Below are 25,195 nucleotides of genomic sequence, written 5' to 3' on the forward strand. Positions count from 1 at the left end.
GGTAGCCGGCCGGATCGGTGGTCGAGGCGTGCCGCCCCGCCGTGCCCGCCTGCGCGACGAGCGCGTCCGGTCCGGCGGCGACCGCCCGGCGGGCCTCGTCGGCCGAGGTGACGGTGATCAGCACGTGGCATCCGGCGTCGCGCAGCGCCCGCACCACGCCCGCCGGCGGTACGCCGAACGCGAAGCTCACGAGCGGGACCGCGTACGCCACCGCCAGGTCCACCTTCGCGGCGAAGTGGTCGTCGTCGTGCCCGCGCGGCGTCGGCAGGTCCACCCCGTACCGCTGCGCCTCCGGCAGCAACAACCGGCGGTACGCCTCCACCCGCGCCGGGTCCGGCTCGGCCGGGGTCGGCACGAAGATGTTGAGCCCGTACGGCACGCCGGCGGCGCGCGTCGCGCGTACCTGGTCCTCGACGGAGTCGGGGGTCTGGTAGCCGGCGGCGAGGAAGCCGACCGAGCCGGCCCGGGCGGCAGCGGTGACCAGCGCCGGGTTCGACGGACCTCCGGCCATCGGGGCGACCACCAGGGGAGGGAGCAGCTCGGTCATGGCGTGACCCTACGTCGGTTCCGGACGACAGCGAGTGCGGGGAACCCCGTCCAGGGGTTCCCCGCACCCTGTGGGGGAAGGGCTCAGATCCGGGCCGCTTCCTCGACCCCGGCCGGGGGAACCGGGGCCGTCTTCGCCCGCCGTCCGGGCATCCACCAGTTGGCCTTGCCGCACAGCTCCATCACCGCCGGGACGAGGATCATCCGGACGATGGTGGCGTCGACGAACACCGCCACCGCCATGCCCAGGCCGACCTGCTTGACCGAGACGTCGGGGCCGAGCATGCCGGTGGTGAACACGGCGATCATGATGGCGGCTGCCGCCGTGATCACCTTGGCGGTACGGGCCAGACCGCGGGTCACGGCACGGCGGGTGTCGCCGGTGCGCTCGTACTCCTCACGGATCCGCGAGATCAGGAAGACCTCGTAGTCCATGGAGAGGCCGAACAGCAGCGGGAACATCATCATCGGCACCCATGTCGTGATCGGCATGGAGGTGGGGAAGCCGAGGGCGGACCCGAGCCAACCCCACTGCACGATCGCCACCAGCACACCGAACGAGGCGCCGATGGACAGCAGGTTCATCACCGCCGCCTGCAGCGCGATCGTGACCGACCGCACCAGCACGACGAGCAGCAGCAGGGACAGCAGGATGACCACGGTGATCATTACGGGCAGCCGGGAGCTGGTCTCCTCGGCGAGGTCGATCGCGCCGGCGTTCGGGCCGCCGAGATAGACCTCGCGGCCGCCGGACGCCGCGGGGAGCACGTCGTCGCGCAGCTTGTGCACCAGGTCCGCGGTGGCCTCGTCCTGGGCGCCGGTGCGGGGGAAGGCCATGAAGACGGCGGCCTGCCCGTCCTGGCTGATCCGGGGCGGCGTCGCGTACGCCACGCCCTCGGTGCCGCTCACCGCGGCGACGACCGGACCGAGGTCGCTGTTTCCGTCGCCGACCTCGGCGGCGAAGATCAGGGGAGCGCCGTAGCCGGGGCCGAAGCCCTCGGACAGGATCTCGTACGAGGTGTAGCTGCTGCGGTCGCGGGGCTGGACGCTGGCGTCGGGCAGGCTCAGCCGCATCGACAGCAGCGGCGCGGTCAGCACCAGCAGGATGGCGGTTGCCCCGAGCGCGGCGATGACCGGGCGGCGCTGCACCACGCCGGCCCAGCGTTCCGCGAGCGTGCGGCGCTCCTGCTTCGGCGCGTCGGAGCCGGCCTGCCGAAGGGGGCCCCGGCGCGGTACGCGCAGACCCTGGATCTTGTAGCCGGCGAAGCCCAGGAAGGCCGGCATCAGCGTGACCGCGGCGATCATCGTCACCAGCACCGTCGCCGAGGCCCCGAGCGCGACGCCGTTCATCATCTTCTGGCCCATGGCGATCAGGCCCAGCAGCGCGATCATCACGGTGGTGCCCGCGAAGAGGACCGCGTGACCGGCGGTGGTGATGGCCTTGACCGTGGCGCTCTCGGGATCGTCCCCCTCCACCAGGCTGTCCTTGAAGCGGGTGAGGATGAACAACGCGTAGTCGATGCCGACGCCGAGGCCGATCAGCACGGCGATGAGCACCGTGAAGTCCGGTGAGGGGACCAGGTGTCCGACGAGCTTCATCAGCGCGACGCCGCCGAGCACCGCCAGCAGCGCGGTGACGATCGGCAGGCCCATCGCCACCAGCGAGCCGAACGCGAGGAACAGGATCACCGCGGCGGTCACCACGCCGACCGCCTCGGCCGGACCCTGCGGGGGCGTCTCCGCCTTCTCCGCCCGCTCGCCGCCCAGCCCCAGTGTCACGCCGTCGCCGGAGGCGTCCTTGACCGTGTCGACGAGTGGCTTGGCCTCGGCCTTCTCCACGTCCATCGAGGTCAGCGGGATCGTCGTCCGGGCGATGCGGCGGTCGGCGGTGACCAGGTTGCGGTCGTCGTAGGGCGAGACGATCGGCCCGGTCACCGGTGAGGCGTCCAGGTCGGAGATGACCTTCTCGATCTTCTGCCGCGCCGCCGGGTCGTCGATGCCCCGCTCGGCCTTGATGGCCAGGGTGAGCGTGTCGCCCCGCTGCTCGGGGAAGTGCTTCTCGATCAGGGCCTGCGCCCGTGCGGAATGGGAGTCCCCGCCGGAGTAGACGTTGTCCGGGGCGGCGCCGTAGCGGAAGCCCAGGAACGCCAGGGCGATGACGCCGACGATCCAGGTCAGGAGCACCAGTCGACGACGCCGGTAACAGAACCGCGCCAATCCCGCCAGAGCTCCGTCTGTGCGGGGAGTCTCGGTAGGCATCATCTTCTCCTCAAGTCAATAAGCGCTCTACCTAATGGTCGTGAACAGGCACTTCTGTGTCGCCGTACGGATGCAGGCACTTCCTGGACGTCGCTACCACGGTTGCGGTACTCCATTTGCAGTACACCTGTCGGTATCCGGTCAGCGCCGTATCCTGCGCTTTCTCTGTCGGCAGAGCGGTGCGGTGACCAGCCGCCGTCGACCGCCCGCGGGAGCGGTCGCGTCCGGACCGGGCAGGAGTGACGCCATGTTCCGGTCGGAGCTTGTTTCACCTGGTCACGATGGTGCTGGACGTTCGGCCGGCCGGTCCGGGACGGTCCGCGGCGAGGGCTGTTTCGGTCATGCGTGCGAGTTCTGCCAATCGTGGCATTGTTTAGGTAAGTCCGATATCAGCGGGATGCTGCCTGATATATGACGGCTGCGCCGGGGCCTGCCGGATAGTTATGATGAGCGACGACGGTGATCGATGGCAAATGTGGTTGCTGTGGGGTAGCGTCATCGACCGAGTCCAGGCTTTTCTTGAGCTGTGTGCGCATATTCCGGGGGGATTATGACAACGGGACGGCCGCGGGAGAACGAGGCGACAGCCGCAGCACGAAATCCGGTGTGCGCCGCCGGGGGGCCGGTGTCCCAGCCGGGGGGCGGAGGGAGCGACGAGCAGGTCCTGCGCGAGATCCTCGGGGTCGACGTGCACCGCGAGCTGATTGACTTCGCGGGCGGTGCCGGCGGAAATCCGCACCTGGTCGCCGAACTGGCGCGCGGGCTCGCCGAAGAGGGATTGATCCGGGAGAGAAATGGTCGGGCGGAATTGGTTTCCCGTCGAATTCCCCGGCGTGTGCTGAGTTTTGTCATGCGGCGATTGAATGACGTGAGCGCCGGCTGCCAGCAGTTTCTGAAGGTTGCCGCCGCATTGGGCAGATCCTTCATGCTGGAGGACGTCTCGAGAATGCTGGGCAGATCGTCGGCGGCCCTGCTCCCGCCGGTGGACGAGGCGATCGCCTCGGGCTTCGTCGTGGCCGCCGAGCATCAGCTCGCCTTTCAGAGCGATTTCCTGCTGCGCGGCATCATCGAGGCCATTCCCGGGCCCGCCCGCGACGCCTTACGACGTGAGGCGATGAGCCTTTCCGGGCGACGCAGCCCGGTGGCCGACCAGAATCGCCGGATGGACGCCGCGACTGCCGCGCCGGTGAGCGCGACCGGAGAGGACGCCACCGGATCCTGTTCCCGCGCGCACCGCCTGATCATGAGCGGGAACGCCGAGGCCGGCGTCCGTGTCGCCGAGGCGGTTCTCGCCGGCCCGGCCGCGTCGCCCGCCGCCCGGCGTGACGCGCAGGCGTGTCTGGTGCTGGCCGATCTCCTGCTCGGCGGCGAGGGCACCGATCCGCTGACCGAGGCGATCCTGCGGGAACGCGACGCCGAGTCCGGTGACGCCGCGCTGGCGATGGCGCTGACCGCCCGGTCCACCGGGCTGTGGTCGGCGGGAAAGCTGGCGGAGGGCCTGAAGCTGGGACGGGCGGCGGTGCGGGCCGGCGCGGAGGACGAACCGGTGTGGCGTCTGCACGCCCAGCTCGCGCTCGCCGGCAAACTCGCGAACCTGCGTGAGTTCGACGAGGCCGAGGCGCTGATCAACGAGGCGGAGGCCGGCCTGCGCGGACTGCCCGCGCCGATCTGGACGGCCGCGCCGGCGGTGATGCGGTCCCGGCTGCTGCTGCAGGCCGGGCGGATCGGGGACGCGCGCCGGGAGGCGGCGCTGGCCACCGCCGCCGTGGCCGGGGACGCGGTGCCCATGCTGCGGCCCCTCGCCTACGCGGTGCTCAGCACCGCCTCCTTCTACATGGGCGACGTGCCCGCCGCGATCGAGTACCTCAGGCGGGGGCAGGAGGACGCGGACCGCCACGTGGTCCTCGACTCGGTGCAGTACTCGTGGGCGGAAGTGCTGATCACGGTCAAGCAGGAGGGCCCGCGGGCCGCCGCCCGGCTGCTGGCGGGCAAGCACCGCCGCCTGCCGACGCGACGCCGCCTGTACGTCGAGGTGCCGAGCGCCGCCGCCTTCCTGGTCCTGCTCGCCCGCGACGTGGACGACCGTGACCTCGAACGCCGCGTCCTCGCCACGGTGGACGGGCTGGCCGCGGACAATCCCGGGATCCAGGTCGTCAGCCTCACCGCCATGCACGCCCACGCGCTGGCGAACAGCGCCCCGGCGGCTCTGGCGCTCATCATCGTGCAGTCACGGGACCCGATCTCGGTGGCGCTGGCCACCGAGGAGCTCGCCAAGCTCTACGCCGCGCAGGCCCAGGCGGGGGGACGGCCGGTGACACCGGCCCGCGCCGAGGAAACCGGTGTCCCACCGGCGAGCTGCTGGTCGACCCTGTCCGACATGGAGCAGCGGATCGCCTACCTGGTGAGCGTGGGCCTGACGAACCGGCAGATCGCCAAGCAGGTCCACCTGTCCGCGCACACCGTCAACTACCACCTGCGGAAGGTCTACCGGAAGCTGGGCTTCAACACCCGGGCCGAGCTGGCGCACGCCGCGGCCACCTACTCCAGCCGTGCGGCGATCTATTCGATGACCGGCGAGCCGGACTGGGACACGGGCTCCGTGACCGGCAAGGCCAGCTGAACCGCGTCTCCGGCGTCCGCCGGCTGAACCGCGCCCGTCCGCCGGACGGCCCGCTCAGCCGGCGGACGCCGGCTGGCGTGGGGTGGCCAGCGCCGGCCGGACCGCCTCGTGCGCGATGAAGCAGCGGGTCAGTTCGACCCGGCTGTTGATGTCGAGCTTGGAGAAGACGCGCCGCAGGTGGCTGTCGACGGTGTGCGGGGACAGGAACAGCGAGCTCGCCGCCTCACGGTTGGTCATCCCGTCCACGATGGCCCGCACGACCCGCAGCTCCGCGCTGGTCAGGCTCTCCCACCCGGACCGGGGCCGGTCCGGGACCAGCGGGCGGACGTTGTGCGCGGGCACACCACGCAGCTCGGCCTCCACGCGGTCCAGGTCGCGTCGCGCGCCGCACTCGCGGTAGGCGTCCGCCGCGGCTTCGAGGAGCCGGGTGGCCTCGGCCCGGTCCCGGGTGCCGCGGGCCGCGTCCTCCACCGCGCCGGCCGCGGCCAGCGTACGGCCGGCGAGCCGGTGCAGATCCGCGGCCCGCAGCAGTGCCGCCGGATCGTCGCGCAGCAGACCCGCGGCGTGCTCGGCCGCCGCCGCCAGCGACTGGACGAACGGATTGCCGCGGGCGACGCGCCGGGCGACCTCCACGGCCCGCTCGGCCTCCGCGTCGAGCCCGGCCCGGCGGGCGTGGCGGACGAGCGCCGCCGCCGCGGCCGGCGCCTCGGTGAACAGCAGCGGATCGGGTACGACCTGCCCGGCGACGTTGATCAACGTCTGCACCATCATCGCCGGACGGCCGCTGGCCGCGTGGAACCGGGCCAGCGCCCAGTCCATCCGCGCCGTGTCGTCGGCGCCGGCCAGCCGCTCGGCCGCCCGTAACTGGTCGCTGGCCGTGGCGAGGTCACCGCGGTGCACGCTCAGGTGGGCCAGGACCAGGCGCGCCGGTACGCAGTCGGCCGGCCGGGCGCGATCGGCGGCTCGCAGCGCCGCCTCCGCCTCGGCGCGCGCCTCCTCCAGCCGTCCCGCCGCCGCCAGCAGCTCGGCCCGGTGGCCGCGCCGGAGCGTCTCCGAGCCGGTGTGGCAGGACTCCCGCGTCGTCGGCCGTACGGTGTCCAGCACCGCCTGCGCCTCGTCGCGCTGATCGGCCGCGGCCAGTGCCCGGACCAGCCAGGTCCACAGCGGCCGCCCGCCGGGCGCGCAGCCCGGCGACGGGGTCCCGGGCTCCGGCCCGGCGGGCGACGCGCCGCCCAGGCGCTTCGTGACGTCCGCGAGCGCCCGGTCCAGCTTGGCCCGGTCCAGCTCGCACACGTCGTGGCGGGCGCGCGTGCGCCGCAGGAAGCCGGCCGCCAGGCGGTGGCTGCCGGCGGCCCGCATGCCGTGGCCCAGTTCGAGCACGAGTTGCGTCTCGACGTCCGCCGGGAGGTCGCGGCGCAGGATCACCTCCGCGAGGCGGCCGGCCTCGGTGGGCCGTCCCGCCCCGGCCAGCAGGCGCAGCGCACGGGCCAGCGCCCGCGGCGCCTCGGCGGACCTGTTCTCCAGGTGGGACACGGCGCCCGCCACCACCTCGTCGCACCCGCACCGGCCGGAGCGCGGCGCCGGCCCGGCCGCCGCGACGGGCACTGCCGCCTCCGGCGCGGAGCGGGCGACACGTACGCCGGCGGGGGAGTGGGGCGGACCGAGCCGCCCGCGCGGGGCCGGGCCGTCCGCCACGTCGCCCGCCGCCGGCGCGGTGGCGGGCTCGGCGCGCTCCGGTCGCGGGTACGCGGCGTGCCGAAGCGCCTCGCCGACGACCTGGTGGGCGAAGGTCAGCTCCGCGCCGTCGCGCCGCAGCAGCCCGACCCGTACCGCCTCGTCGATCGCGGCGGACACGTCGGCGGCCGGCCCGTCGAGCAGGCCCGTCACCCGGTCGGCGGGGAACGTGTGGCCGAGCCGGCCGGCGGCCGCGAGCAGGCGCCGCAGCGGGGGCGGCATCTCCTCCAGCAGCCCGTGGACGGCGGTGAGGACACCGTCGGGCAGCCCGTCGGACACCACCGACGCGGCGCCGTCCACGATGATCATCTGGCCGGCCTTGATGAACGCGCTGAACACGTTCTCCATCACCTTCGGGTTGCCGCCGCAGCGGGCCGCCCAGCGCAGGACGGAGGCGTCCGGCCGGGCGCCGAGGAGGCCGGCGCACAGGTCGGCCACCGCCTCCTCGCCCGGCTCGCGCAGCCGTACCCGTACCGCGACGTGCTCGGCCAGCCAGTCGACGGCGTGCTGGGCGATCGACCCGGCGGCGACCGGCCGTCGGGCCAGCAGCCAGAGCACCGGCGAGGACGCCAGCCGCGGCACGAGTCCGCGCAGGGCGAGGGCGCTGACGTCGTCGATGCGCTGGGCGTCGTCCAGGGCGACCACGAGCGGACGCCGGCGCGCCGCGACCTCGACCAGATCGCCGACCCGGTCGATCAGCCAGAACGGGTTGGCGCCCGGGACGGCGAGCTGCTCGACCGCCGCTTCGCCGGGCATCGCGTGGCGCAGGAAATTGACCAGCAGGTGAACGGGCACCGGCTGGTCCGTGACGCTTGCCCGCCCGGCCACCACTGTCAGCCCGCGGGCTGCCGCCTCCAGGCCGGTGACCTTCAGCAGGTGGGTCTTGCCGATGCCGAACGGCCCGTCGACCACGACGCAGCCGCCGGAACCCCGCACGGTGGCGTCGAGCAGTTCCCCCAATGAGGACAATTCCCGCTCGCGCCCCGCCATGCGATTCATGATGACCATCCCGTTTTCCTCTGCTGAATCGTCCGACGCGCGCCGCGAGTCGAGGTCCTCGGGCGTTCGACCGTCCGTTCTGGACAGTTGAACGCCGGATCGGTGCGGGCTACTCAGTTATACGGGATCTGCGGCCGTTCGTCGGCGACGTCGCTGGCAGCGCCCACTACTCGCGTGAGTAGTGGGCACGGTGACGGAGCGCGATTACTGTCAGGCCATGCCGGAATCGGCATGCCGGCGCGGACGAAATGGCGGCGCCGATGGGGAGATCGGCGTCGTTTCCGCGCCGGCGCGACCGTCCGGAACGGAATCGACTGATCGCGGCTCGACGTGACTGGTCCAGCGAATCCAGGGGAGTCCGAGATGCGTGAGTGTAATGGTGAATGCCGCCTCGATCGGGAGACCCGGGCATGACCGTCGGACATCTCGGGACGGTCACCGACTCGGCGCCCGTCGATGCCGCGCTGCGGGACTTCTTCGCCGAGCGGCGCGCCGAGGCCCGCGAGCTGGGCGACGACTTCGCGGCCCTGGTCGCCGAGCTGGAGAGCTACGTGCTGCGGGGCGGCAAGCGCATCCGGCCCGCCTTCGCCTGGCTGGGCTGGATCGGCGCCGGCGGCGACCCGGAGGACCCGGTGGCCGGCGCGGTGCTGAACGCCTGCGCCGGGTTCGAGCTGCTGCACGCGTCCGGCCTGATCCACGACGACATCATCGACGCGTCCCAGACCCGCCGCGGCCATCCCGCCGCGCATGTCGCGTACGCCGAACGGCACCGGGCGCGGCGCTTCTCCGGTGACCCGGGCACGTTCGGCACCGGCACCGCCATCCTGATCGGCGACCTGGTCCTGATCTGGGCCGACGTCCTGGTCCGCGCCTCCGGCCTGCCGGCCGACGCGCACGTGCGGGTCTCGCCGGTGTGGTCGGCGGTGCGCTCCGAGGTCATGTACGGCCAGCTGCTCGACCTGATCAGCCAAGTCAGCCGGAGCGAGGACGTCGACGCGGCGCTGCGCATCAACCAGTACAAGACCGCCTCGTACACGGTGGAGCGCCCACTGCAGTTCGGCGCCGCGATCGCCGGCGCGGACGACGACCTCTTCGCCGCCTACCGCGTCTTCGGCGCCGACATCGGCATCGCTTTCCAGCTCCGTGACGACCTGCTCGGCGTGTTCGGCGACCCGGTGGTGACGGGCAAGCCGTCCGGCGACGACCTGCGGGAGGGCAAGCGGACGGTCCTGCTCGCCACGGCGCTCAAGCGCGCCGACGACCGGGACCCGGACGCGGCGGCCTACCTGCGGGCCAAGGTCGGCACGGACCTCGCCGACGAGGAGATCGCCCGCATCCGTGGCATCTTCCGCGACGTCGGCGCGGTCGAGGAGATCGAGCGGCAGATCTCGCTGCGCACCGACCGGGCGCTGGCCGCGCTGGAGGCCAGCAGCGCCACCGCCCCCGCGAAACATCAGCTCGCCGACATGGCGATCAAGGCCACCCAGCGGGCCCAGTGATGTCCGCGGAACCGGTGACCGTCGTCGCCCGCCGCGTCCTCGACGACAGGGGTGACGGAGCGGTCCGCCTCGGCGCCGGCCGCGCCCACGGCAAGGCCATCCTGCTGGGCGAGCACGCCGTCGTGTACGGCGCGCCGGCGCTCGCCGTCCCGGTGCCGCAACTGACCGCCGTGGCGAAGGCGCGCCGGGTCGGCGGCGACGGCCCGGACGAGATCTCGTTCGCCATCGCCGGGCTGGAGAGCAAGGAGGTGACGTCGCTGCCGACGGACGGTCTGCAGCACCTGGTGACGGAGTTCCGGCAGCGGGCCGCCGTCACCGAGCCGATGCGCGTCGACGTGCTCGTGGACTGCGCGATCCCGCAGGGCCGGGGGCTCGGGTCGAGCGCCGCCTGCGCCCGCGCCGCGGTGCTGGCCCTCGCGGACGCGTTCGACCGCCGTCTCGACGCCGGCACGGTGTTCGATCTGGTGCAGGCCTCGGAGAACGTGGCGCACGGCCGGGCCAGCGGCATCGACGCGCTGGCCACCGGCGCGACCGCGCCGCTGATCTTCCGCGACGGCGTCGGCCGGGAACTGCCGGTCGCCATGGCGGGCTCCGCGCGGCTGTCCGACCCGGCCGGGTTCGACGCGGTGCTCGTCATCGCGGACAGCGGCGTCAGCGGCAGCACCAGGGACGCGGTGGAGTTGCTGCGTGGGGCCTTCGAACGCTCCCCGCGCACGCGCGACGAGTTCGTCAGCCGGGTCACCAGACTGACCGAGGCGGCGGCGCACGACCTGCTCCAGGGCCGGGTCGCCGACTTCGGCGCGCGGCTGACCGAGAACCACCGGCTGTTGCGTGACGTGGGGGTCAGCACCGACCGGATCGACCGGATGGTCGACGCCGCGCTCGCCGCGGGCAGCCCGGGCGCCAAGATCAGCGGCGGCGGGCTGGGCGGCTGCATGATCGCGCTGGCCGGGGACCGCCGGGAGTCCGCGGCGGTGGTGCGCGGCGTCCGGCAGGCGGGCGCCGTCCGCACCTGGGTCGTCCCGATGGGGAGGTTCGCCGGCCATGACGACTGACCACCGGACGCAGCAGTCCACGCCGGCGCTGGACCGGCGGGCGACCGCGGTGGCCCATCCGAACATCGCACTGATCAAGTACTGGGGCAAGCGCGACGAGCAGCTCATGATCCCGTACGCCGACAGCCTGTCGATGACGCTCGACATCTTCCCGACCACCACCACCGTCCGGATCGACAGCGGCGCGCCGGCCGACGAGGTGGTCCTCGACGGCTCACCCGCCGGCGGCGAGCGGCGACAGCGCGTCGTCGCCTTCCTGGACCTGCTGCGGCAACTGGCGGGGCGCACGGAACGGGCCCACGTCGACACCCGCAACTCCGTACCGACCGGCGCCGGCCTGGCGTCCTCGGCGAGCGGATTCGCCGCCCTCGCGCTCGCCGGCGCCGCCGCGTACGGCCTCGACCTGGACGCCACCGCGCTGTCCCGGCTGGCCCGGCGGGGGTCCGTGTCGGCCTCCCGGTCGGTCTTCGGCGGCTTCGCGATCTGCCACGCGGGCCCCGGCGCCGGGGCCGCCGCGGACCTCGGCTCCTACGCCGAGCCGGTGCCGGTCGCGCCGTTCGACGTCGCGCTGGTGGTCGCCATCGTCGACGCCGGGCCGAAGGCGGTGTCGAGCCGTGAGGGGATGCGGCGGACCGTCCGGACCTCGCCGCTCTATCCGTCGTGGGTGGCCTCCGGCCGGGCCGACCTGGCCGAGATGCGGACCGCGCTGCTGCGGGGCGACCTGGACGCCGTCGGCGAGATCGCCGAACGCAACGCCCTCGGCATGCACGCCACCATGCTGGCGGCCCGGCCGGCGGTGCGCTACCTGGCGCCGGTCACGGTGGCCGTGCTCGACAGCGTGCTGCGCCTGCGCGCCGACGGCGTCGGCGCCTACGCCACCATGGACGCGGGACCGAACGTCAAGGTGCTCTGCCGCCGTGCCGACGCCGACCGGGTGGCCGACACCCTGCGCGACGTCGCGCCGGGCTGCGCCGTGGTCGTCGCCGGACCGGGCCCGGCGGCCGCGCCGAACCCGGGCAGCCGGCCGTGACCGGGCCGGGCGCCGTGCGCCACCACGCGCCGGGCAAGCTGTTCATCGCCGGTGAGTACGCGGTGCTGGAGCCGGGTCACCCGGCGCTGCTGGTGGCTGTCGACAGGGGAGTGGACGTCACCGTCTCCGGCGCCGACGCCCACCTCGTGGTCGACTCCGACCTCCGCCCGGACCGGGCGCGCCTGCGGTGGCAGGACGGCCGGCTCGTCGCCGCGGACGACGGGCAGCCGGCGCCCGCCGACCTCGGCGCCGTGACCTCCGCGATCGAGGTGGTCGGCGAACTCCTGGCCGGGCGCGGACTGCGCCCGCTGCCGATGCGGGTGGCGATCACCAGCCGGCTGCACCGGGCCGGGACGAAGTTCGGGCTCGGGTCGAGCGGGGCGGTGAGCGTCGCCACGGTGACCGCCGTGGCCGCGTACCACGGGGTGGAGCTGTCGCTCGAATCGCGGTTCCGGCTGGCGATGCTGGCGACGGTGCGCGACGGCGCCGACGCCTCCGGCGGTGACCTGGCCGCGAGCGTCTGGGGCGGCTGGATCGCCTACCAGGCGCCCGACCGCGCCGCCGTACGCGACATGGCGCGGCGGCGCGGCGTGGAGGAGACGATGCGCGCGCCCTGGCCGGGCCTGCGGGTCCGGCGGCTGCCACCACCGCGTGGCCTCGCGCTGGAGGTGGGCTGGACCGGGGAGCCGGCCAGCAGCAGCGCGCTGACCGGGCGGCTGGCCGCCTCCCGGTGGCGGGGCAGCGCCGCGCGGTGGAGCTTCACCAGCCGCAGCCAGGAGTGCGTACGCACCGCGATCGACGCGCTGGAGCGGGGCGACGACCAGGAACTTCTGCACCAGGTCCGGCGGGCCCGGCACGTGCTCGCCGAGCTGGACGACGAGGTCCGGCTCGGCATCTTCACCCCCCGCCTGACGGCGCTGTGCGACGCCGCCGAGACCGTCGGCGGCGCGGCCAAACCGTCCGGCGCCGGCGGCGGCGACTGCGGCATCGCGTTGCTGGACGCCGCCGCCGCGACGCAGACCGCGCGGCTGCGCGAGCAGTGGGCCGCCGCCGGGGTGCTCCCCATGCCGGTCCAGGTCCACCAGACGAACGGGAGCGCGCGATGATCGCCAACCGCAAGGACGACCACGTCCGGCTCGCCGCCGAGCAGCAGGACCGGCTCGGCGGTCACCACGAGTTCGACGACGTGTCGTTCGTGCACCACGCACTGGCCGGCATCGACCGGTCCGACGTCTCGCTGGCCACCTCGTTCGGCGGCATCGACTGGCCGGTGCCACTGTGCATCAACGCGATGACCGGCGGCAGCACCAAGACCGGCCTGATCAACCGGGACCTGGCGATCGCGGCCCGGGAGACCGGCGTACCCGTCGCGACCGGGTCGATGAGCGCCTACTTCGCCGACGAGTCGGTGGCCGAGACGTTCAGCGTGATGCGCCGGGAGAACCCGGACGGGTTCATCATGGCCAACGTCAACGCCACCGCCTCCGTCGAGCGGGCCCGGCGGGCCGTCGACCTGATGCGGGCCGACGCGCTGCAGATCCACCTGAACACCATCCAGGAGACGGTGATGCCGGAGGGGGACCGGTCGTTCGCCGCCTGGGGACCGCGGATCGAACAGATCGTCGCCGGCGTCGGTGTCCCGGTGATCGTCAAGGAGGTCGGCTTCGGGCTCAGCCGCGAGACGCTGCTGCGGCTGCGGGACATGGGTGTCCGGGTGGCCGACGTCGCCGGCCGGGGCGGCACGAACTTCGCCCGGATCGAGAACGACCGGCGCGACGCCGCCGACTACTCCTTCCTCGACGGGTGGGGGCAGTCGACACCCGCCTGCCTGCTCGACGCCCAGGGCGTCGACCTGCCCGTGCTGGCCTCCGGCGGGGTCCGTAACCCGCTCGACGTGGTCCGTGGGCTGGCGCTCGGCGCCGGCGCCGCCGGGGTGTCCGGGCTGTTCCTGCGGACCCTCCTGGACGGCGGCGTGCCGGCGCTGCTGTCGCTGATCTCCACCTGGCTCGACCAGATCGAAGCCCTGATGACCGCCCTCGGCGCGCGCACACCGGCCGACCTGACCCGGTGCGACCTGCTGATCCAGGGACGGCTGAGCGCGTTCTGCGCGGCCCGGGGCATCGACACCCACCGCCTCGCCACCCGCTCCGGCGCCACCCACGAGATGATCGGAGGCATTCGATGAACGACGCCATCGCCGGTGTGCCCATGAAATGGGTGGGTCCCGTGCGGATCTCGGGCAACGTGGCACAGGTCGAGACGGAGGTCCCGCTCGCCACGTACGAGTCGCCGCTGTGGCCGTCCGTGGGCCGGGGCGCGAAGATCTCCCGGCTGGTCGAGGCGGGCATCGTCGCCACGCTCGTCGACGAGCGCATGACCCGCTCGGTGTTCGTGCGCGCCAAGGACGCGCAGACCGCCTACCTGGCCTCGCTGGAGGTCGACGCGCGGTTCGACGAGCTGCGCGACATCGTGCGCACCTGCGGCAGGTTCGTCGAGCTGATCGGGTTCCACCACGAGATCACCGCGAATCTGCTGTTCCTGCGGTTCAGTTTCACCACCGGTGACGCGTCCGGGCACAACATGGCGACGCTGGCCGCCGACGCGTTGCTGAAGCACATCCTGGACACCATTCCGGGAATCTCGTACGGCTCGATCTCGGGCAACTACTGCACCGACAAGAAGGCCACCGCGATAAACGGCATTCTCGGCCGGGGCAAGAACGTGGTCACCGAACTGGTGGTGCCACGGGGGATCGTCCACGACAGACTGCACACGACGGCGGCCGCGATCGCCCAGTTGAACGTGCACAAGAACATGATCGGCACATTGCTCGCCGGCGGTGTCCGCTCGGCCAACGCGCACTACGCGAACATGCTGCTCGGGTTCTACCTGGCGACCGGGCAGGACGCCGCGAACATCGTCGAGGGCTCCCAGGGCGTGACGGTCGCCGAGGACCGCGACGGCGACCTCTACTTCTCCTGCACGCTGCCCAACCTGATCGTGGGCACCGTCGGCAACGGCAAGGGTCTCGGCTTCGTGGCGGAGAACCTGGAACGGCTCGGCTGCCGCGCCGCGCGTGATCCGGGCGAGAACGCCCGGCGGCTCGCGGTCATCGCGGCCGCGACGGTGCTCTGCGGCGAACTGTCCCTGCTCGCCGCGCAGACCAACCCGGGAGAGCTGATGCGGGCGCACGTCCGGCTCGAACGCCCGACCGAGACCACGAAGATCGGAGCCTGACGATGGCCGCGAGACCCGCCGTCGGCATCCACGACCTGTCCGCCGCGACGACGCACCACGTGCTGACGCATGCCACGCTGGCCGCTACCAACGGCACCGACGTGGCCAAGTACCACCGGGGCATCGGCCTGCGGGGGATGAGCGTGCCCGCCCCGGACGAGGACATCGTGACCATGGCCGCTGCCGCCGCCGCGCCGGTCGTCGCCCGCCACGGCACCGACCGGATCCGGACCATCGTGTTCGCCACCGAGTCGTCGGTCGACCAGGCGAAGGCGGCCGGGATACACGTCCACTCCCTGCTCGGCTTCCCCTCGGCCACCCGGGTGGTCGAGCTGAAGCAGGCCTGCTACGGCGGTACGGCGGGACTGCAGTTCGCCGTCGGCCTGGTGCACCGCGACCCGTCGCAGCAGGTCCTGGTGATCGCCAGCGACGTGTCGAAGTACGCGCTGGGCGAGCCCGGCGAGGCGACCCAGGGCGCCGCGGCGGTCGCCATGCTCGTCGGCGCGGACCCGGCTCTGGTACGCGTCGAGGACCCGTCGGGCATGTTCACCGCCGACGTCATGGACTTCTGGCGGCCGAACTACCGCACCACCGCCCTGGTCGACGGGCACGAGTCCATCTCCGCCTACCTGCAGGCGGTGGAGGGCTCGTGGAAGGACTACACCGAGCGCGGCGGCCGCGCGCTGGACGAGTTCGGCGCGTTCTGCTACCACCAGCCGTTCCCCAGGATGGCCGACAAGGCGCACCGGCACCTGCTCAACTACTGCGGGCGCGACGTCGACGACGCGCTGGTAGCCGGCGCCATCGGGCACACCACCGGATACAACGCCGAGATCGGCAACAGCTACACCGCGTCGATGTACCTCGGGCTCGCGGCGCTGCTCGACACCGCCGACGACCTGAGCGGCCGGACCATCGGCTTCCTCAGCTACGGGTCCGGCAGCGTCGCCGAGTTCTTCGCCGGCACCGTCGTGCCCGGGTACCGCGAGCACACGCGACCCGACCAGCACCGCGCGGCGATCGACCGGCGGCAGGAGGTCGACTACGACACGTACCGGGAGCTGCACGAGCACGCCTTCCCGGTCGACGGCGGTGACTATCCCGTGCCGGCGGTGACCACCGGGCCGTACCGGCTGGCCGGGCTCTCCGGCCACAAGCGCGTCTACGAGCCGCGATAGCGACCGGCCATGCCGGCCGCCCCGACCGAACGACACATGCTTGGAGGATCGATGTCCGGAACTCCCGAGGTGGCCGAGCTCTACTCGACCATCGAGGAATCGGCCCGGCAGCTGGACGTGCCCTGTTCGCGCGACCGGGTCTGGCCCGTCCTGTCCGCGTACGGCGACGCGTTCGCGCATCCCGAGGCGGTGGTCGCCTTCCGGGTGGCGACCGCGCTGCGTCACGCGGGTGAGCTGGACTGCCGGTTCCGGACGCATCCGGACGACCGGGACCCGTACGCCTCGGCGATCGCCCGGGGCCTCACCCCGCGGACCGACCACCCCATCGGCGGCCTGCTCGCCGAGGTGCACCGGCGCTGCCCGGTGGAGAGCCACGGCATCGACTTCGGGGTGGTCGGCGGCTTCAAGAAGATCTACGCGGCCTTCGCCCCGGACGAGTTGCAGGTGGCCTCGGTGCTCGCCGGCATCCCGGCGATGCCCCGCAGTCTCGCCGCGAACGCCGGGTTCTTCACCCGGCACGGTCTCGACGACCGGGTCGGCGTGCTGGGCTTCGACTACCCGGCCCGGACCGTGAACGTCTACTTCAACGACGTGCCGCGCGAGTGCTTCGAGCCGGAGACGATCCGGTCGACGCTGCGGCGGACCGGGATGGCCGAGCCGAGCGAGCAGATGCTGCGGCTCGGCGCCGGGGCGTTCGGGCTCTACGTGACGCTGGGCTGGGACTCCCCGGAGATCGAACGGATCTGCTACGCCGCGGCGACAACGGATCTGACCACGCTTCCCGTACCCGTGGAACCGGAGATCGAGAAGTTCGTGAAAAGCGTTCCGTACGGCGGCGGGGACCGCAAGTTCGTCTACGGCGTGGCGCTGACCCCGAAGGGCGAGTACTACAAACTCGAGTCGCACTACAAATGGAAGCCGGGCGCGGTGAACTTCATTTGAACACCCGCCGGTGCCGCCCGGCCGGCGGCACCGGGATCAATGCCTGTTCGCTCGGGGCTCAACCCTGGCACCCTCCGCTAAAGTGCGATTATGAGGACTGGACTGTCCAGTGTGTGGGCCCGGGTGAAGAACTGGGTCATCGCGGTCGGTGTGGCGGCGGTGCTGCTGATCAGCGCGCTGGCCGGTGACCATCCCGCCCCCGACGGCCTCGGGCTGCTCGGCTACGCGCTGGTGGTGGCGAGCGGCCTGGCGCTGGCCGCCAGTCGCCGGGCTCCGGTCGCCGTGCTGGTCGCCACCGGGCTGTGCGTGGTGGGCTACAACGCGGTCGGCTTCGGGGTGCCGGCCATCGCGTACCTGTTCGCGGTGTACGCGGCGGTCCGGGCCGGGCACCGGCTCGTCACGCTCGGGGTGAGCGCGGCCCTGCTCGTCGTGCTGCCGCTGGCGATCATGGCCTCGCCGGCGGATGGCGCCCTCAAGGAGGCGCTCGCGCAGTCGCGGGGCGTGCTCGAACTGGCCTGGCTGGTCGCCGCGGCGGCGGCCGGTGAGGCGTTGCGGCAGGCCGAGCGGCGGGCGGACGAGGCGGAGCGCACCCGCGAGGAGACCGCCCGGCTGCGCGCGACCCAGGAGCGGCTGCACATCGCACGGGAGCTGCACGACTCGCTCACCCACCAGATCTCGATCATCAAGGTGCAGGCGGAGGTCGCGGTCCACCTGGCCCGTAAGCGCGGCGAGCAGGTGCCGGAGTCGCTGCTGGCGATCCAGGAGGCCGGCCGGGCGGCGACCCGGGAGCTGCGCGCGACCCTGGAGACGCTGCGCGACCTGACCAAGTCCCCGTCGCACGGGCTCGACCACCTCCCGGAACTGCTGGCCGGGGCCGAGAAGATCGGCCTGGCCACCACGCTGACGATCGAGGGTGACCAGCGGGACTTGCCGGAGGCGGTGGGCCGTACCGCGTACCGGATCGTCCAGGAGTCGCTCACCAATACGGCCCGGCACGCCTCCGCCGCGGCCGCCGCGGTCCGCATCGACTACCGCCCGGACGCGCTGAGCATCCGGATCGACGACGACGGCACGGCCCGGCCGGGCGCCGCCCCGGTGCCCGGCGTCGGGCTGCTCGGGATGCACGAGCGGGTCCTCGCGCTGGGCGGCCGGCTCCGGGCGGAACCCCGCAGCGGCGGCGGGTTCACCGTCCAGGCCGAACTCCCGGTGGTGCGCGTCCCATGATCAGGATCATGCTGCTCGACGACCAGCCGCTGCTGCGCAGCGGGTTCCGCGCGCTGCTGGACGCCGAGGACGACATCGAGGTGGTGGCCGAGGGCGGGAACGGCCGGGAGGGCCTGGCCCTGGCCCGGCACCACCTGCCCGACCTCGCCCTGATCGACATCCAGATGCCGGTCATGGACGGCGTCGAGACGACCCGGCAGATCGTCGCGGACCCGGCGCTGGCCGGGGTGCGCGTGGTCATCCTGACCAACTACGGCCTCGACGAGTACGTCTTCCACGCGCTGCGCGCCGGCGCCACCGGCTTCCTGGTCAAGGACATCGAGCCGGACGACCTGCTGCACGCCGTGCGGGTCGCCGCGCGCGGGGACGCGCTGCTCGCGCCGTCGATCACCCGGATGCTGATCAACAGGTACGTGTCGGAGCCGCTCTGCGCGGACGTCACGCCCGGCATGGAGGAGCTGACCAACCGGGAACGCGAGGCGGTCGCGCTGGCCGCCCGGGGCCTGTCCAACGACGAGATCGCCGATCGCATGGTGATCAGCCCGCTGACCGCGAAGACCCACGTCAACCGCGCCATGACCAAGCTCCAGGCCCGCGACCGCGCACAGCTGGTGGTGTTCGCCTACGAGTCCGGCCTGGTGTCACCCGGCAATCGCTGACCGGGCGGCACGGCCCGGTCTGTCGCTCGCAGTGCTGCGACTGCGGTATACGGCTGCTCCGCGCGCAGACGCCGCACCGCGGGAATACCGTCACCGCAGTAGATCGATTGTCTCCATCGGCATGACGACCCGTAGCGGCGTCGTTACCTACGCTGGCGCAGATGCCTGTTCCCGCAGCCGAAGGGGCTCCCATGTTCATCCGTCGTCTGCTCACCGCCGCCGCAACCGGCGTCCTCGGTGGGCTCGCACTCGTCGCGCCGGCGGCCGCGCAGGTGACGGCCGCCGACGGTGACGGTGGTTCCGGCCGGGCCGGGTCCGTGCTGGCGCTCGCGCTCGCGTTGCTCGGCCTCGTCCTGGGCGTGTGGGCGTTGCGCTCCGCGGGGCGCGGCGGCGGTCGTGGCAACGCGATCGCCGCGCTGGTGCTCGCGGTGGCCGGCCTGATCGCCGGTGTGGTCGCCCTGGCCGGCTCCGACGGCGGTGTCGGCAGCGGCAACGGCCGTGGCGGCGCCATCGTGTCCGTCGTGCTGGCGCTGATCGGGATCGCCGTCGGCGGTCTGGCATTCACCCGCTCCCGGCGCGCCGCCTGACCGGCGCCGCCGACCGAACACCCCGGTGACCCAACCGACCCGAAGGGGAGTCCCATGCGCAAAGTGTTCGCCGGACTGGCAGCGTTCCTGCTGCTCGTGCTCGTGGTGCAGTTCTTCCTGGCCGCCAGCGGCGCGTTCAGCAACGAGGCCAACGAGGAGGCGTTCCGCCCCCACCGGATCCTCGGTCTGGGGAGCATCCTCGTCGCCGTGGTGCTGACGGTGGCCGCCGCGGTGATGCGGATGCCCGGCCGGATCATCGGCCTGTCCGGCCTGGTCGCCGGGCTGGGGATCCTGCAGGCCCTGATCGCGGTCATCGCCAAGGCGTTCGGCGACTCGGCCGGCGACTCGGCCGTCGGCCGGTACGTGTTCGGCCTGCACGCGGTCAACGGGCTGGTGATGGTGGCCGTCGCCCGCGTCATCCTGCGCAGCGTCCGGCCGGGGCCGGACACGACGACCACGCCCGGCGTGGACACCACTGTGACCGGCCCGGCGGCCGACTCGGCGCGAACGGCCTCATGAGCACGCTCCAATGGATCCTCGTGGACCACGTCGTGGCACTGCTCGGTGTCGCGACGTGGTTCGCGGCAGGCGTGACCGCCGCGCTCGGCCGCAACCGCCTCGCGCTGGGCCTGCTCGTCGCCGCGGTGCTCGTGACGATCACCCGGCTGGGCACCGTGGCGCTGCTGGCCGGGCGCGGCTGGTGGTTCGTCCAGGAGAAGGTTCTGCTGGGGCTGCCGCTGCTCTTCGCCGCCGGGATCGTCGCGGTGCTCCTCGCCGGCCCGCGGCTGCTCGCGGCCCGGCAGTCGCCGGCCACGGGCCTGCCGGCCGGCGGGCTCGTCGCGCTGCTGACCGCCGGTTACGCCGCGCTGGCCGGCCTGGTGGTGACGTTCACCGCCGGCTACCCGTTGACGTTGAGCACCTCGCTGATCGCCGTCGCCGTCGTCTGCGCTGGCGCGCTGCTCACCGCCCGGGTGGTCGGACGACCCGCCGGGCAGGGCGCGGACGCGGGCGCCCCGGAACGCTCGGCGGCGGCTGACGCGGGCTCTCCCGAACAAGCGCCGGTGGCGGCCGGGGCCTCGGCGCTGTCCCGTCGCCGGTTCCTCGGCGTGGCCGGGGGCGTCGTCGCGGCGGGCGCCGGCGCCACCGGCGTCGGCCTGCTCTTCCGGGAGCCCGAGGCGATGGTCACCGGAGGCGGCCCCGGACACGCCGGTGGCGCCGGCCCGAAGGTTTCCGTGGCGGACCTGCGCGGCCCCGGCGCTCCGGCGGCGGGCGGCACCGCGCGACGCCACGTGCTCACCGCCCGGACGGGCACCGTCACGCTGCCGGCCGGGCGTCCGATCGACGCCTGGAGCTACGAGGGCCGGCTGCCCGGGCCGGCCATCACCGCGACCGAGGGCGACCTGATCGAGGTGACGCTCCGCAACGCCGACATCGAGAACGGCGTCACCCTGCACTGGCACGGGTACGACGTGCCGTGCGGCGAGGACGGTGCGCCGGGCGCCACGCAGCACGCGGTGCGACCCGGCGGCGAGTTCGTCTACCGGTTCCAGGCGGACCAGGTGGGAACGTACTGGTACCACACCCACCAGGCGTCGCACCCCGCCGTGCGCAAGGGGCTGTACGGGACGCTCGTCGTGACGCCGCGCGAGGACCGGCCGGACGCGGAGCGCGGGCTGGACCTGACGCTGCCGGTGCACACGTTCGACGACGTCGTGATCCTCGGCGACCAGGAGGGACGCGCCGTCCACGACGTCCGCCCGGGCCAGCCGGTGCGGCTGCGTCTGATCAACACCGACTCGAACCCGCACTGGTTCGCCGTCGCCGGCTCGGCGTTCCGGCTGGTGGCCGTCGACGGCCGCGACCTCAACCAGCCGGGCGAGGTACGCGAGGTCGGCCTCCGCCTGCCCGCCGGTGGCCGGTACGACGTGGTCCTGACCATGCCGGACGCCACTGTCACGCTGCTGCTCGACCACGACCCCGACCAGGGCGTCCTGCTGCGCCCGGCCGGCGCCGGCGGCGGCGACCGCACCCTGCCGGACACCGGCGACTGGCCCGAGCTGGACCTGCTGGAATACGGCGAGCCGGCACCCGTGCCGTTCGACGGCGACGACGCCGACCGGCACTTCACCATCGTCCTCGACCGCGCCCTGGCCATGGTCGACGGCAAGCCCGCCTATGCCCAGGCCGTCGACGGCCGCGCGCACCCCTCCGTCCCGGACCAGCTCGTCCGGGAGGGTGACGTCGTGCGCTTCACGGTGGTCAACCGGAGCCTGGAGACCCACCCGTGGCACCTGCACGGTCATCCGGTGCTGATCCTGTCCCGCGACGGCCGGCGCTACTCCGGCAGCCCGCTGTGGATGGACACCTTCGACGTACGGCCGGGAGAGGTCTGGGACGTGGCGTTCCGGGCGGACAATCCGGGTGTCTGGATGAACCACTGCCACAACCTGCCGCACCAGGAGCAGGGCATGATGCTGCGGCTCGTCTACGACGGTGTCACCACGCCCTTCGACAGCACGAGCCACGCACACTGAGGGGGAATGCTATGACCGCAGACGTGCACGCCCTGGCCGGCGTCCGTTACGTCGTCGACGACGTGCCGGCGGCGATCGAGTTCTACACCGCCCACCTGGGTTTCACGGTGTCGACCGCGTTCCCGCCGGCCTTCGCGGACGTGGTGCGCGGGCCGCTGCGGCTGCTGCTGTCCGGTCCGGCCAGCTCGGGCGCCCGGGTCACGCCGGCGGACGCGGCCGGGTGCGGGCGCAACCGTATCCACCTGATCGTCGACGACGTCGACGCCGAACGGGAGCGGCTGCAGCGGGCCGGGGTGACGTTGCGCAGTGACATCGTGTCCGGGCCGGGCGGTCGTCAGTTCCTGGTCGCCGACCCGGCCGGCAACCTGGTCGAGATCTTCGAGCCGACGGCCCGCGGCTGAGCCACCGGACCCGACCGCCTCCCGTCTACCCCGGACCGTCCGCGCCGATCTTGCACTTACCGCCCTTCCAGTGCCGGGGATATCCCTTTTGCGGGGGCCGAAAGTGCAAGATCGCGGAGGCCGGGAGGGACGGTGGCGGGATCAGTACCGGTTCGTGGTGGGTGCGGAGAGCCGGGCGGCCAGGATGGGGATGATCACCGCGCCGGCGATCACGTGGGTGCCGGCGAGGACGAGCTGCGTGGACACGGCGGTGTCCTGGGCGAAGGCCGGCGCGGCGAGGGACAGCACTGTGAACGCGACAGTGCCGGCCACGAAGACGCGTACGGGCCGCCGGGCCCGCCGGGCCGCGACCACCGCCAGGACGATCCCGCCGATCGACCAGAGCACGACGCTGCGGGCGATGGCGCCCACCGGGATCGCCTGCGCCTGCTCCTCCCAGACCCCCGCCGCCTCCATCGGCACGCCGAGACCCCGGGCGGCGAGCGTGAACGCCTCCGCGGCCACCGCCCCGGCGAGGGTGGCCAGCACGCCGACCAGCCACACCGGAGTGGTGGCCGGCGACCGGTTCGACCGCGCCGCGACGGGGGGTCGGTGAGTGGCCTCATCCACGGCGTCGCCTCCGGTCCGGTGCCTCGATGTGTTCTCGGGAGAATGCGGGGACGCCACGACGGCAGTCAATCGTGGACAGTTGAACGCCGGGGCGTCACGGCCGGGTCCCGCGCCGGCCCGCCGCCTCGGCCGCGGCGGCGGCCGTGCCGTCGGCGAGCAGGGAGACCAGCAGCTCGCCCAGGATCTGCGGGCCGTGCTGGGTGAGGACGGACTCCAGGTGGAACTGGACGGACCGGAAGCCCGCGCCGCGCAGCGCGTGCACGTCACCGCTGTCCGGGCTGCGGCTGATCTCGATCGGGCCCCGGCGGCCACCGGCCACCACGTCGTGCGCGGAGCGGGCCGTGTAGGTGTTGTAGAACCCCACCAGCTCCGGCCGGCCGAACAGGTCGATCCGCTTCTGCACGCCCTGGTTGGGCACGGCGCGCCGGGCGAGGGGGAACCCCAGCTCGGCGGCGAGCACCTGGTGGCCCAGGCAGATGGACAGGAACGGCACCGTCCCGGCGAGCAGGTCGCGGGTGAGCCCGCGCAGAGTCCGCATCCGCCTGTCGCTCAGGTCGCCCGGGTCGCCGGGGCCGGGGCCGACGACGACGAGGTCGTATCCGTCCGGCCGCAGCGGGCTGTCGAACCGGACGATGCTCGACCGCAGCCCGAGGGCCCGCAGCTGGTGGTCGAGCATGGCCATGAAGGTGTCCTCGTTGTCGACGACGAGCACGCGGCGCCCGGCCAGCGCCCGGTTCGGGGTTCTCCGCTCCGCGCCGTCGAGCCAGAACCTCGACAGCGTGGCGTTGCGCTCGCGCAACGCCCGCCGTACCCGGGGGTCGGTGGCCAGGGACGAGCGTGCCCGCACGGGCGTCGCCGGCCCGCCGTCCGGGCCGGCCGGGTCGACGCCGAGGCCGAGCGCCGCGCGCATGCCGCCCGCCTTGGCCCGCGTCTCGGCCACCTCCGACTCCGGCTTGGAGTCGCGTACCAGGGTGGCGCCGACGCCCAGGCGGAGCGTGCCGTCGTGGTCGATCTCGGCGGTGCGGATCATGATGGCCGAGTCGAGCGTACGGCTGCCGGCCGGGTCACTGCCGATCAACGCGAGCACGCCGCCGTAGTAGCCGCGGCCGGTCGTCTCGTGGCGGGTGATGACCCGGAACGCGTTCTCGATCGGGCTGCCGGTGACGGTCGGCGCGAGCAGCGTCTCCCGCAGCACGTCGCGTACGTCCAGGTCGCTGCGGCCGGTCAGGATGTACTCGGAGTGCGTCACCCGCGCCATTTCCTTGAGGAACGGTCCGTGCACCTGGCCGCCGGAGGCGCACATCCGCGCCATCATTTTCAGTTCCTCGTCGACCACCATGTAGAGTTCGTTCGCCTCTTTCGGGTCGTTCAGGAATTCCAGCAGACCGGAAACCGCCGGGCCGTTCGGAGGATGCCGGTACGTCCCACTGATGGGATTCATTGAGACGGTTCCGTCGATCATGCTGACGTGCCGTTCCGGTGACGCGCCGATGAACGTGCCGGCGCCGGAGTGGAACAGAAACGTCCAGTAGGAACCCAGCTCGCCGGTCAGCAACCGGCGGAAGATCGCCAGTTCGGTGGCGGTCGAGCAGTCGGCCAGCCGCGCGGTGAAGGTGCGCCGGATGACGAAGTTGGATCCGGCGCCCTGCCCGATCTCGTCGCCCACCACCCGCTTGACGATCGCCGCGTAGTCCTCGTCGCTGAGGTCGAAGTCGGCGTCGGTCACCGGTACGGCGCGCTCGGGCAGGCCCGCCAGCGCCTGCTCGCGGTCGAGCCCGAACTGCTCGTGGACGCGCATCGCGAGCAGTGGAGCGCCGTCGTCGTGGCAGTCGTACCCCCGCTCGGTGACCTGCCGGTACGGCACCGCGACGAGCAGGTCGTGCCGCCCGCCGGTCGCCGGCCCGGCGGGCAGGGGCAGCTCGGCGAGCGTGTCCACCTGGCACACCTCGCCGGTCAGAACCTCCACGTACGCGCTCCCGGCGGCGCCGGGCCGGTGCAGCAGGGCGAAGGCACGCCCGCCGCCGCCGAGACCGGACAGCAGATCCGGGAATCCGGCCACGTTCGATTCCGTCCCGTCCATGT

General features: G+C 73.1%; 20 protein-coding genes. 15 read left to right on the forward strand and 5 right to left on the reverse strand.

The window, feature by feature from the left end:
* Both MCBG_RS00830 and MCBG_RS00835 read right to left on the reverse strand, forming a co-directional pair.
* Positions 1-547: nitronate monooxygenase (locus MCBG_RS00830; protein ID WP_198033256.1), on the reverse strand; the 547-nt coding region annotated here is incomplete at its 3' end.
* A gap of 83 nt (positions 548-630) precedes the next feature.
* Entirely contained in the window at positions 631-2,730 is a 2,100-nt protein-coding gene (locus MCBG_RS00835) for an MMPL family transporter (protein WP_197494845.1), read from the reverse strand.
* Positions 2,731-3,751: 1,021 nt separating this feature from the next.
* Between MCBG_RS00835 and MCBG_RS00840 the strand changes: the two genes are divergently transcribed.
* Entirely contained in the window at positions 3,752-5,425 is a 1,674-nt protein-coding gene (locus MCBG_RS00840; protein ID WP_051610892.1) for a helix-turn-helix transcriptional regulator, read from the forward strand.
* 54 nt (positions 5,426-5,479) lie between these two features.
* Here MCBG_RS00840 and MCBG_RS00845 read toward each other — a convergent pair whose 3' ends face one another.
* Positions 5,480-8,149 (reverse strand): helix-turn-helix transcriptional regulator, encoded by a 2,670-nt coding sequence (locus MCBG_RS00845; protein ID WP_181373696.1) that lies wholly within the window; start codon positions 8,147-8,149, stop codon positions 5,480-5,482.
* 419 nt (positions 8,150-8,568) lie between these two features.
* On the opposite strand from MCBG_RS00845, the gene MCBG_RS00850 reads away from it, so the two are divergent.
* The 14 genes from MCBG_RS00850 (at position 8,569) to MCBG_RS00915 (ending at position 22,504) form a co-directional block, all read left to right on the forward strand.
* Positions 8,569-9,657 carry a polyprenyl synthetase family protein gene (locus MCBG_RS00850; protein WP_043323051.1) on the forward strand — a complete coding sequence of 363 codons (1,089 nt, stop codon included), beginning with the start codon at positions 8,569-8,571 and terminating at the stop codon, positions 9,655-9,657.
* Complete coding sequence (gene mvk, locus MCBG_RS00855) at positions 9,657-10,712, forward strand: mevalonate kinase (RefSeq protein ID WP_084789386.1); 1,056 nt, start codon at positions 9,657-9,659, stop codon at positions 10,710-10,712. The genes MCBG_RS00850 and mvk overlap by 1 nt, the downstream gene beginning before the upstream one ends.
* The gene (mvaD, locus tag MCBG_RS00860; protein WP_051610894.1) at positions 10,702-11,742 is read left to right on the forward strand and encodes a diphosphomevalonate decarboxylase; all 1,041 of its coding nucleotides are present in this window, start codon (positions 10,702-10,704) and stop codon (positions 11,740-11,742) included. Before mvk ends, mvaD begins: the two co-directional genes overlap by 11 nt.
* On the forward strand, positions 11,739-12,848 hold the full coding sequence (locus MCBG_RS00865) for a phosphomevalonate kinase (RefSeq protein ID WP_043323053.1): 1,110 nt from the start codon (positions 11,739-11,741) through the stop codon (positions 12,846-12,848). The genes mvaD and MCBG_RS00865 overlap by 4 nt, the downstream gene beginning before the upstream one ends.
* Positions 12,845-13,927: a type 2 isopentenyl-diphosphate Delta-isomerase gene (fni, locus tag MCBG_RS00870; RefSeq protein ID WP_043323055.1), complete on the forward strand. Its 1,083-nt coding sequence runs from the start codon at positions 12,845-12,847 to the stop codon at positions 13,925-13,927. Before MCBG_RS00865 ends, fni begins: the two co-directional genes overlap by 4 nt.
* Positions 13,924-14,979, forward strand: coding sequence for a hydroxymethylglutaryl-CoA reductase (locus MCBG_RS00875; protein WP_140946108.1), 1,056 nt, complete (start codon positions 13,924-13,926; stop codon positions 14,977-14,979). The genes fni and MCBG_RS00875 overlap by 4 nt, the downstream gene beginning before the upstream one ends.
* Before the next feature lie 2 nt (positions 14,980-14,981).
* A complete protein-coding gene (locus MCBG_RS00880; protein ID WP_043323057.1) occupies positions 14,982-16,157 on the forward strand; it encodes a hydroxymethylglutaryl-CoA synthase in 1,176 nt (391 codons plus the stop codon).
* Positions 16,158-16,208: 51 nt separating this feature from the next.
* A complete protein-coding gene (locus MCBG_RS00885; RefSeq protein WP_043323060.1) occupies positions 16,209-17,099 on the forward strand; it encodes an aromatic prenyltransferase in 891 nt (296 codons plus the stop codon).
* A gap of 90 nt (positions 17,100-17,189) precedes the next feature.
* On the forward strand, positions 17,190-18,323 hold the full coding sequence (locus MCBG_RS00890; RefSeq protein ID WP_043323064.1) for a sensor histidine kinase: 1,134 nt from the start codon (positions 17,190-17,192) through the stop codon (positions 18,321-18,323).
* A complete protein-coding gene (locus MCBG_RS00895; RefSeq protein WP_030499014.1) occupies positions 18,320-18,982 on the forward strand; it encodes a response regulator in 663 nt (220 codons plus the stop codon). Before MCBG_RS00890 ends, MCBG_RS00895 begins: the two co-directional genes overlap by 4 nt.
* Positions 18,983-19,173: 191 nt before the next feature.
* Complete coding sequence (locus MCBG_RS00900; protein ID WP_043323068.1) at positions 19,174-19,569, forward strand: DUF6223 family protein; 396 nt, start codon at positions 19,174-19,176, stop codon at positions 19,567-19,569.
* A 54-nt stretch (positions 19,570-19,623) separates the two neighbouring features.
* Positions 19,624-20,088, forward strand: coding sequence for a DUF6220 domain-containing protein (locus MCBG_RS00905; protein ID WP_043323072.1), 465 nt, complete (start codon positions 19,624-19,626; stop codon positions 20,086-20,088).
* Positions 20,085-22,103, forward strand: coding sequence for a multicopper oxidase family protein (locus tag MCBG_RS00910; RefSeq protein WP_043323073.1), 2,019 nt, complete (start codon positions 20,085-20,087; stop codon positions 22,101-22,103). Before MCBG_RS00905 ends, MCBG_RS00910 begins: the two co-directional genes overlap by 4 nt.
* An 11-nt stretch (positions 22,104-22,114) precedes the next feature.
* Positions 22,115-22,504, forward strand: a complete 390-nt coding sequence (locus MCBG_RS00915) for a VOC family protein (protein WP_043323075.1) — start codon at positions 22,115-22,117, stop codon at positions 22,502-22,504.
* Positions 22,505-22,645: 141 nt separating this feature from the next.
* On the opposite strand, the gene MCBG_RS00920 is transcribed toward MCBG_RS00915, so the two are convergent.
* Complete coding sequence (locus MCBG_RS00920; protein ID WP_043323077.1) at positions 22,646-23,113, reverse strand: DUF6069 family protein; 468 nt, start codon at positions 23,111-23,113, stop codon at positions 22,646-22,648.
* Between the two features lie 94 nt (positions 23,114-23,207).
* Positions 23,208-25,193, reverse strand: coding sequence for an anthranilate synthase family protein (locus MCBG_RS00925; RefSeq protein ID WP_084789388.1), 1,986 nt, complete (start codon positions 25,191-25,193; stop codon positions 23,208-23,210).
* Positions 25,194-25,195 lie beyond the last annotated feature (2 nt).

Source organism: Micromonospora sp. M42 (genome assembly GCF_000568915.1).
In the GTDB taxonomy this organism is placed as follows: Bacteria; Actinomycetota; Actinomycetes; order Mycobacteriales; family Micromonosporaceae; genus Micromonospora; species Micromonospora chalcea.

Excerpts from the sequence above, each read along its gene's own strand:
- MCBG_RS00840 (WP_051610892.1), top strand. The coding sequence starts at position 3,752 with ATGCTGGGCAGATCGTCGGCGGCCCTGCTCCCGCCGGTGGACGAGGCG.
- MCBG_RS00845 (WP_181373696.1), bottom strand. The coding sequence starts at position 8,149 with ATGGCGGGGCGCGAGCGGGAATTGTCCTCATTGGGGGAACTGCTCGAC.
- MCBG_RS00850 (WP_043323051.1), top strand. The coding sequence starts at position 8,569 with ATGACCGTCGGACATCTCGGGACGGTCACCGACTCGGCGCCCGTCGAT.
- mvk (WP_084789386.1), top strand. The coding sequence starts at position 9,657 with ATGTCCGCGGAACCGGTGACCGTCGTCGCCCGCCGCGTCCTCGACGAC.
- mvaD (WP_051610894.1), top strand. The coding sequence starts at position 10,702 with ATGACGACTGACCACCGGACGCAGCAGTCCACGCCGGCGCTGGACCGG.
- fni (WP_043323055.1), top strand. The coding sequence starts at position 12,845 with ATGATCGCCAACCGCAAGGACGACCACGTCCGGCTCGCCGCCGAGCAG.
- MCBG_RS00875 (WP_140946108.1), top strand. The coding sequence starts at position 13,924 with ATGAACGACGCCATCGCCGGTGTGCCCATGAAATGGGTGGGTCCCGTG.
- MCBG_RS00880 (WP_043323057.1), top strand. The coding sequence starts at position 14,982 with ATGGCCGCGAGACCCGCCGTCGGCATCCACGACCTGTCCGCCGCGACG.
- MCBG_RS00885 (WP_043323060.1), top strand. The coding sequence starts at position 16,209 with ATGTCCGGAACTCCCGAGGTGGCCGAGCTCTACTCGACCATCGAGGAA.
- MCBG_RS00890 (WP_043323064.1), top strand. The coding sequence starts at position 17,190 with ATGAGGACTGGACTGTCCAGTGTGTGGGCCCGGGTGAAGAACTGGGTC.
- MCBG_RS00895 (WP_030499014.1), top strand. The coding sequence starts at position 18,320 with ATGATCAGGATCATGCTGCTCGACGACCAGCCGCTGCTGCGCAGCGGG.
- MCBG_RS00900 (WP_043323068.1), top strand. The coding sequence starts at position 19,174 with ATGTTCATCCGTCGTCTGCTCACCGCCGCCGCAACCGGCGTCCTCGGT.
- MCBG_RS00905 (WP_043323072.1), top strand. The coding sequence starts at position 19,624 with ATGCGCAAAGTGTTCGCCGGACTGGCAGCGTTCCTGCTGCTCGTGCTC.
- MCBG_RS00910 (WP_043323073.1), top strand. The coding sequence starts at position 20,085 with ATGAGCACGCTCCAATGGATCCTCGTGGACCACGTCGTGGCACTGCTC.
- MCBG_RS00915 (WP_043323075.1), top strand. The coding sequence starts at position 22,115 with ATGACCGCAGACGTGCACGCCCTGGCCGGCGTCCGTTACGTCGTCGAC.
- MCBG_RS00925 (WP_084789388.1), bottom strand. The coding sequence starts at position 25,193 with ATGGACGGGACGGAATCGAACGTGGCCGGATTCCCGGATCTGCTGTCC.